This is a genomic window from Legionella tunisiensis, from assembly GCF_000308315.1.
Classification (GTDB): domain Bacteria; phylum Pseudomonadota; class Gammaproteobacteria; order Legionellales; family Legionellaceae; genus Tatlockia; species Tatlockia tunisiensis.
This window is the reverse complement of sequence record NZ_CALJ01000218.1, coordinates 1-6,231: the sequence shown is the minus strand read 5'-3', so window position 1 is coordinate 6,231 and position 6,231 is coordinate 1. Positions and strand designations below refer to the sequence as shown.

Below are 6,231 nucleotides of genomic sequence, written 5' to 3'. Positions count from 1 at the left end.
CACCGGAGTTTGTTAAATAATATAGGTTTTGGTAAAGCTGGGGCAACAAAAGCCGAAATTATTGCCGCTGCACAACAAGCTCATTGCCATGAATTTATCAGTAATTTGCCGCAAGGCTATGATACCCTAGTTGGGGAGAGAGGAGTAAAGCTTTCTGGTGGTCAAAGACAACGAGTGGCCATCGCGCGTGCTATTCTTAAAAACGCGCCTATCTTGATTCTTGACGAGGCAACATCTCAACTGGATTCGATTACTGAAGAATCGATTCAGGCGTCGCTGTTTGAGTTGATGCAGGATAAAACTACATTAGTTATTGCGCATCGCTTATCGACACTGCTCCATATGGATAGAATTTTAGTATTTGAGAAGGGAATTATTGTTGAAGATGGTGATCATAAGGAATTGGTTGCCAAAAATGGTTTGTATAAAGCTATGTGGGATGCGCAAGTTGGAGGTTTCTTGCCTGAGCAAGAAATTGATGTAAATTAGCACTATTTGCATGCCTATCATTTTGTTATTTTATATGACAGTATGATAGAATAGAACTCAATTTTGAGTGCGATTAAGGTAAAATCATATGGGTAGCGGCGAAGTGTATGCTGGAGGCTTGGATTTACCATTTTTTGCATCAGCCAATTTTGAAAAACCAGTTGATGCACCTACTGCACAGGAACAAGCAAACATTATTGCCAGAAATGCTTTGCGCCTATTAATGATGGGTTGGCAAGATGGTTGGAAAGATCTCCTTTCTTTACAGGTCATTAAAGCGGTATTTCTGAGACGCGATCCAGAGTTAATGCGCGGTATGCGATTAGCTTTTCAAGAAGGATTTCGACACATTTGTGAGCAGTTGCAGTCTGCCAATGTGTCACCTGAAAACGCGCCTTTACAATTTAAACAAGCACAATTATTTCTCAGTAATTGCTTATCGCTCTTACCCTATGGTGATATTAACCCTTACGAATCCATCTCCACACCCCAATGGATTAATGAGCACTGGGAATTAGTAGAATATAAAGTAGTACCTATTGAGTTAACACCAACACGAGGTTTTAAGGCTTTATTTATTAAAGATGAAGATAGGGTTTTTGCCTATGGCCTGGAGCCCATTAATCAGCCGCTAGCGGAGCCTCATTTAATTTTTATGGGAACTACCTACCCAGCTGGCCAAGGCTTTTTTTCACAAATCAAAACGGACATGGAAGCGTTTGAAACCGCTGGGAAAAAACTTTATCGCAGCGGATATAAGAAAATTGTTGAATGGCTGGATAGACAAACACAGAAAGCACATGTTTGTGGTATTAGTTTGGGGGGGGCTTTAGCCGAGCTTTTAGCTATTCATCAGGGAGAGAAGCTGTCACGTGTCGTGGTTTTAAATCCCGCTGGGCTTTATTTCCCTTGGCGAAAAAGCCGTTTTGATCGTTGGGATGAATTAACTCAGAAGCCCTCGGTATGTATTCAAAAAAATAAAGGAGATCCAGTTTCTCCTTTTGGTATTTGGAAAGAGGATTGGGATGTGGTTGAGGTTATTCCGCCAAAGGACAAAGAAGGTCCTAATGCCTTAGCTGCCCATGCTATGAATTATGCCGGCCTTGCTGAAACGCGATTCCTCGGAGCGGATACCAAAGCTGATAATGAAGCGCGCAGAAAACGTAATTTTTCCTTTATACAATGGTGCGAAGTTTATTTTATTATACTGCTATGGTTCCCTTTTATTATCTGATTCTTCCTGTGTCGCGATATATTTTAAGCTATAAAATGCAGCTCACTCTAACGGTTGCTTTTGTCTTATTATTTTCTATGCAGCCTGTTTTTGCTTTAACAATGATTATACCTATGTTGACGGCTCAAACATTGCTGATGCTGAATATCGCTGTTTCTAGCATTATTACTGCTTTTTTAGTAGATAAGTTCTTGGCTTTTTACTGGATAAAGTTAGTGGTAGAAAAGATTCTGATTTTAGTCGATTTTTAAGTTGGTTAAATCAACAGTCTTTAGTAACGAAGTTATTTTTTACTGCAGGTCTGGCTACTGCGGTCTGGGAGGCAGTGGCTCCTATTATTATGCCGACCTTAATTCCGCTGATAGCAGTTTCTACCGCTTTATATATTCTGGCTGCTGTTCCTCTGACAATATATCTGGTACACAAACTAACTAGTGCTATACAGACTATCTTTGGTTGGAACGAGGTACAGGAACCTCTATGCCATGATCCAAAACTACCAAGAAATGCCTCTCTCGATATGTATTCGAAGACAGAGAAAGTCGCGGCCAGCTTTACTTATAAAGAATTAGAAACTTATTATTTCGCTAAGCGTTGTATTTTGAAAGGAAAACAGCTCATCCCGGAAGCAGCAGATAAGAGAAATGTAGAATTTGATGGTGATTTAACTAAAAAAGACGTCTTGGCGCGTGGCTCTCTACCGGAGTTTGAGCAGACAAATTTGACGGTCAAGGCTACTAGAGCCAAAATTTATGACATCAAGCAAACCGTAGCAATCATGACACAAATAGGGCTTCATCAGCTGGAAGAGGGTAGGTCAAAAGAGAGCCTGACACCTCAGCACCAAGCCTATCAGCGAGGTAAAGTATCATAAGCAAGGAGGCTTTTGACATGGATTATATCAAGCATTTTAACCAGCAAACTGCGGATTATTTAAATTTTCGGCCTAATTATCCGAATTCTTTGTATCAATACTTATCTTCTTTAGTAAAGGTTCATGATTGTGTTTGGGATTGCGGAACAGGTAATGGGCAGGCTGCTGTTGCGCTAACCAATTATTTTGACCAGATTATTGCGACCGATATTAATCAATCGCAACTAGAGGTAGCTCCTCGACAGCAAGCAATTCGTTACCTTAATTGCCCTGCGGAAAATACTCCAATTTTGACCAACTCAATTGACTTAATTACAGTTGCACAAGCTTTGCATTGGTTTAACTTTGATTTGTTCTACCAGGAAGTGCGCCGTGTTAGCAAGCCGAAGGCAATGATTGCAGCGTGGTGTTATTCTTTAGGAAATTTTGGTGTTAAAGCGCTTGATGATGCTATTGTAGAACTTTACGAAACTATTTTAGGTGATGAATATTGGCCCAAAGAGCGGCGTTTTATTGACGATGAATACCGTACCATTCCTTTTCCTTTTGAAAAATTAGCTACACCGACTTTTGTTATTGAAAAAAGCATGGATTTTGCCCAGTTGATTGGCTATTTGAATACCTGGTCATCGGTAAAAGAATACCAAAAACGTGAGCAAAGTAATCCGATTAATTTAGTTTTCAAAAAACTTGAAACCGCTTGGGGGAATTCAAAAAACAGCGTAAAATTCACTGGCCCTTACATTTGTTGGTCGGTCCGGTTTTTAGCGTTACTCTGGAGTAAATGATACATCAATAGAGCCGCACGTTGTGTTTGCTTCGATAATGAAGGAACAGCCAGCGTTTCGTTAATAGAGTGAGCGCCTGTGCCAACAGGACCCAAGCCAGCTAAATTAGCAGAGACAAGCGAGGCAATGTAAGAAATATCCCCGGCTCCACGCAATCCTGGATCAAGCGGCTTAATTGCGCCATAACCTAAAGCAGTACTCACCTTGCTATATAATTGTAAAAGCTGTAAATTTTTTGCGGTTGGCGGCATGGCTGGGATACCTTCTTCAAAAGTAATAGATGCGTTGGTTGTAGGCAGGTGCTGATTGACGATAGTGGTTATTCTTTTTTCAGCGTTTTCCTTTTGCAAAGTAGAGAGAAAACGCAAATCTCCCTTGGCCATGGCTGTTTTGGCAATTACATTTGTTTTACCAAAAGCCTTACCCGCTGATTGATGTGTATCATAGCTTGTCGTTGTTCCACCTATAATTAAACCGGGATTGAATGAAAGGTATTTTTCCGAAGAGAGTTGAAGCCTCATCTGGTTTAGAATACGAGCTAACTCAAATATTGCGCCGTCACCCGTTTTTCCAAAAAATTTCAGAGGAGTGCGCTTCTTTACCCTGTGTCCTTAGGAGCCAATTGCTTATTCCTCGGCGCGCGACTGTAGCGGTATCATCAGTAAAAGCCCACTCAAAATCGAGAGCAATATCACTGTGCCGTGCTGCTTCTATCAATGTTTTTCTTGAAATAGAGGTTGGTTTGCCCGAATCTTCTTCATCACCGGTTAATATGACAGTGATTGTGGCATCGTCTAAAGCATGCGCTTCATGTAGTGCCTCTAATGCATACAGAATAACCACAACACCACCTTTATCGTCAATGACCCCCGGACCTGTTGCAATATCTCCTTGCCGGATAAATTTTTGTAAAGGGCTATTGATCGGAAAGACAGTATCCAGGTGGCCAATTAACAATAATCGGTTACCTGTATGACCTTGATGCTGAGCAATTAATGTACCAGCACGATGCATTGTTTCCGGAGTATTAATCCATTGTGTTGCAAAACCAAGTTGAGTAAACAAAGGGACTAAACTAGTTCCTACTTGTTTGATCCCGGTGATGTTTTCGGTACCGCTGTTAATATTGACCAGTTTTTCTAATAAATTAAGTTGATTTTCGCGTTGAGCAAGAACATAGCGACTAATTTGTGCTTCGGTTGATGAAAGTGCCTTTGCCTTGACTGGTTGAATAAAAAGTGTGCTTAAGGTAAGGAGGGTGGCTAATACGAATTGTTTCATCCTGCTCTCTCTAAAAACATTAGGAGCTTATTATAAAAAGGGTTTATTTAATGAGAGATGACTGTAGCATAAACCAGGTTGGATTCAAAAGTTAGTCGAAGATGAAATAGAGCAATGATAGTCTTTGTAGGAATCGTATTGTAGTATCAAATTTTTCGAACAGGGTGACTTGAATCATGATAACGTATCGTTGTGCCAATCCAAGTGAATGGGTGGAGCTTAATCATTTTATTCGTTTATCCAAAGGATTTTGGGGGTATACAGCGCCATTTTTAGATACGTTTATGGAGAAATGGGGGCTTAAAGAATCATTTCTACAAAAGAATGAAGTTATCCTTTTGGAACAGGATAAACACTTGGTGGGTCTTTATGCCTTTAAAATGAATGAAGAAAAATTACCTGAGCTGGATTTATTTTTGTTGCTCCGGCTAAAATTCAACAAGGAATCGGGAAGTTAATGTGGCAGCATGCACTACAATATACTATAGGCAAAGGTTGGAAACATTTTCAACTTATAGCTGATCCTAATGCCGAGGGATTTTATAAGCATATGGGGGCTAAAACAGTCCAGAAGTTCGAATCTTTTCCCGGTAGATTCGTACCTATCATGCATTATGATATAGCTGCTTATTAACAAACAGGATTTTAGGGATGACGAATCGAGCTATTGTAAAAATGGGTAATAAGCAGTTAGCTACTCCATCATTAACAGTCGATGATGTTTATAGTGTTGAAATTCCACCTCTGATTGAAGATATGCTGGACACAATGAAAGCAAAGCAAGGTGTTGGTATTGCTGCGCCTCAAATAGGGTGTAATAAAAGAATTATCATGTTCGGCTTTGAAAAAATGAACGTTATCCTAATGAACAGCCCGTTCCTTTTACAATTCTGATTAATCCGAGCTATAAGGTCCTTAGTGAAGAAAATATCGAAAGCTGGGAAGGTTGTCTAAGTGTTCCGGGATTGCGGGGTTTGGTTCCTCGTGCTTATAAAATTATGTATAGTGGGTACGATTTACAAGGTAATAAAATCACGCGAACTGCAGAGGGTTTTCATGCCAGAGTTGTACAGCATGAATGTGATCATCTTGATGGCATACTTTTTCCACAACGTATAAAAGATATGCGTAATTTTGGTTTTGAAGACACGCTTAATTTCTGAGGTTCACGAGTGCTCCACTAATCGATTATGGCAACGTCTGGCGGCGTTGCCGATACCGGAACAAGTTATCAAGATAGAAACACCTTGGATAACTCAGCATCCCTTCAAGTTGTTTGGCAAAAAATACCTGGTTTTCCTCAGAATTGGTTAGATGTTCTGTAACCACAATAATCAGCTTCAACAATTCCTTAGGGGAACTGTAATGACGTACATCCAGTAACAAAAGTTTAACTGCGGGGTTAAATGTTCTGCAAACCGCCAGTGCTTGCAGGATGAAACCAAGGTTATAATGGAACGCAAAATGATCCATCATATATAACGACCAAGATGTTCGCCTAAAGGCAGCTGGATAACTGATGACTCTAACACGTTAAGCAAAAATAGTTCTTATCTAACCTGAAA

At 40.1% G+C, this 6,231-nt stretch carries 12 protein-coding genes; 9 read left to right on the top strand and 3 right to left on the bottom strand.

What is annotated here, in order from left to right:
* The 5 genes from BN58_RS25180 to BN58_RS25165 form a co-directional block, all read left to right on the top strand.
* The coding region (locus tag BN58_RS25180) for an ATP-binding cassette domain-containing protein (RefSeq protein ID WP_019217189.1) at window positions 1-489 on the top strand (489 nt) is incomplete at its 5' end.
* An 88-nt stretch (window positions 490-577) separates the two neighbouring features.
* Window positions 578-1,723 (top strand): alpha/beta hydrolase family protein, encoded by a 1,146-nt coding sequence (locus BN58_RS25175; RefSeq protein ID WP_051131910.1) that lies wholly within the window; start codon window positions 578-580, stop codon window positions 1,721-1,723.
* On the top strand, window positions 1,702-1,974 hold the full coding sequence (locus tag BN58_RS28650) for a hypothetical protein (RefSeq protein ID WP_051131909.1): 273 nt from the start codon (window positions 1,702-1,704) through the stop codon (window positions 1,972-1,974). Before BN58_RS25175 ends, BN58_RS28650 begins: the two co-directional genes overlap by 22 nt.
* An 89-nt stretch (window positions 1,975-2,063) precedes the next feature.
* Window positions 2,064-2,597: a hypothetical protein gene (locus BN58_RS25170; RefSeq protein ID WP_040916536.1), complete on the top strand. Its 534-nt coding sequence runs from the start codon at window positions 2,064-2,066 to the stop codon at window positions 2,595-2,597.
* Window positions 2,598-2,614: 17 nt separating this feature from the next.
* On the top strand, window positions 2,615-3,385 hold the full coding sequence (locus tag BN58_RS25165; RefSeq protein ID WP_051131908.1) for a class I SAM-dependent methyltransferase: 771 nt from the start codon (window positions 2,615-2,617) through the stop codon (window positions 3,383-3,385).
* Here the strand turns inward: BN58_RS25165 and BN58_RS34355 are convergent.
* Both BN58_RS34355 and BN58_RS34350 read right to left on the bottom strand, forming a co-directional pair.
* Window positions 3,337-3,906 (bottom strand): peptidase dimerization domain-containing protein, encoded by a 570-nt coding sequence (locus BN58_RS34355; RefSeq protein WP_019217188.1) that lies wholly within the window; start codon window positions 3,904-3,906, stop codon window positions 3,337-3,339. The two genes, BN58_RS25165 and BN58_RS34355, sit on opposite strands and share 49 nt — an antisense overlap.
* 37 nt (window positions 3,907-3,943) lie before the next feature.
* Window positions 3,944-4,666 carry a M20/M25/M40 family metallo-hydrolase gene (locus BN58_RS34350; protein WP_019217187.1) on the bottom strand — a complete coding sequence of 241 codons (723 nt, stop codon included), beginning with the start codon at window positions 4,664-4,666 and terminating at the stop codon, window positions 3,944-3,946.
* Between the two features lie 176 nt (window positions 4,667-4,842).
* Between BN58_RS34350 and BN58_RS12900 the strand changes: the two genes are divergently transcribed.
* Genes BN58_RS12900 through BN58_RS36205 form a run of 4 tightly spaced genes read left to right on the top strand, consistent with a single transcriptional unit; the run spans window position 4,843 to window position 5,829 of the window.
* On the top strand, window positions 4,843-5,124 hold the full coding sequence (locus BN58_RS12900) for a hypothetical protein (RefSeq protein WP_019217186.1): 282 nt from the start codon (window positions 4,843-4,845) through the stop codon (window positions 5,122-5,124).
* Window positions 5,124-5,300: a hypothetical protein gene (locus BN58_RS37855; protein WP_019217185.1), complete on the top strand. Its 177-nt coding sequence runs from the start codon at window positions 5,124-5,126 to the stop codon at window positions 5,298-5,300. The genes BN58_RS12900 and BN58_RS37855 overlap by 1 nt, the downstream gene beginning before the upstream one ends.
* Window positions 5,301-5,317: 17 nt before the next feature.
* Complete coding sequence (locus BN58_RS36210) at window positions 5,318-5,560, top strand: peptide deformylase (protein WP_269570279.1); 243 nt, start codon at window positions 5,318-5,320, stop codon at window positions 5,558-5,560.
* Window positions 5,554-5,829 carry a peptide deformylase gene (locus tag BN58_RS36205; protein WP_332247985.1) on the top strand — a complete coding sequence of 92 codons (276 nt, stop codon included), beginning with the start codon at window positions 5,554-5,556 and terminating at the stop codon, window positions 5,827-5,829. The genes BN58_RS36210 and BN58_RS36205 overlap by 7 nt, the downstream gene beginning before the upstream one ends.
* Before the next feature lie 25 nt (window positions 5,830-5,854).
* Here the strand turns inward: BN58_RS36205 and BN58_RS12885 are convergent, their stop codons facing one another.
* Entirely contained in the window at window positions 5,855-6,142 is a 288-nt protein-coding gene (locus BN58_RS12885; RefSeq protein WP_019217183.1) for a hypothetical protein, read from the bottom strand.
* Between the last annotated feature and the right edge of the window lie 89 nt (window positions 6,143-6,231).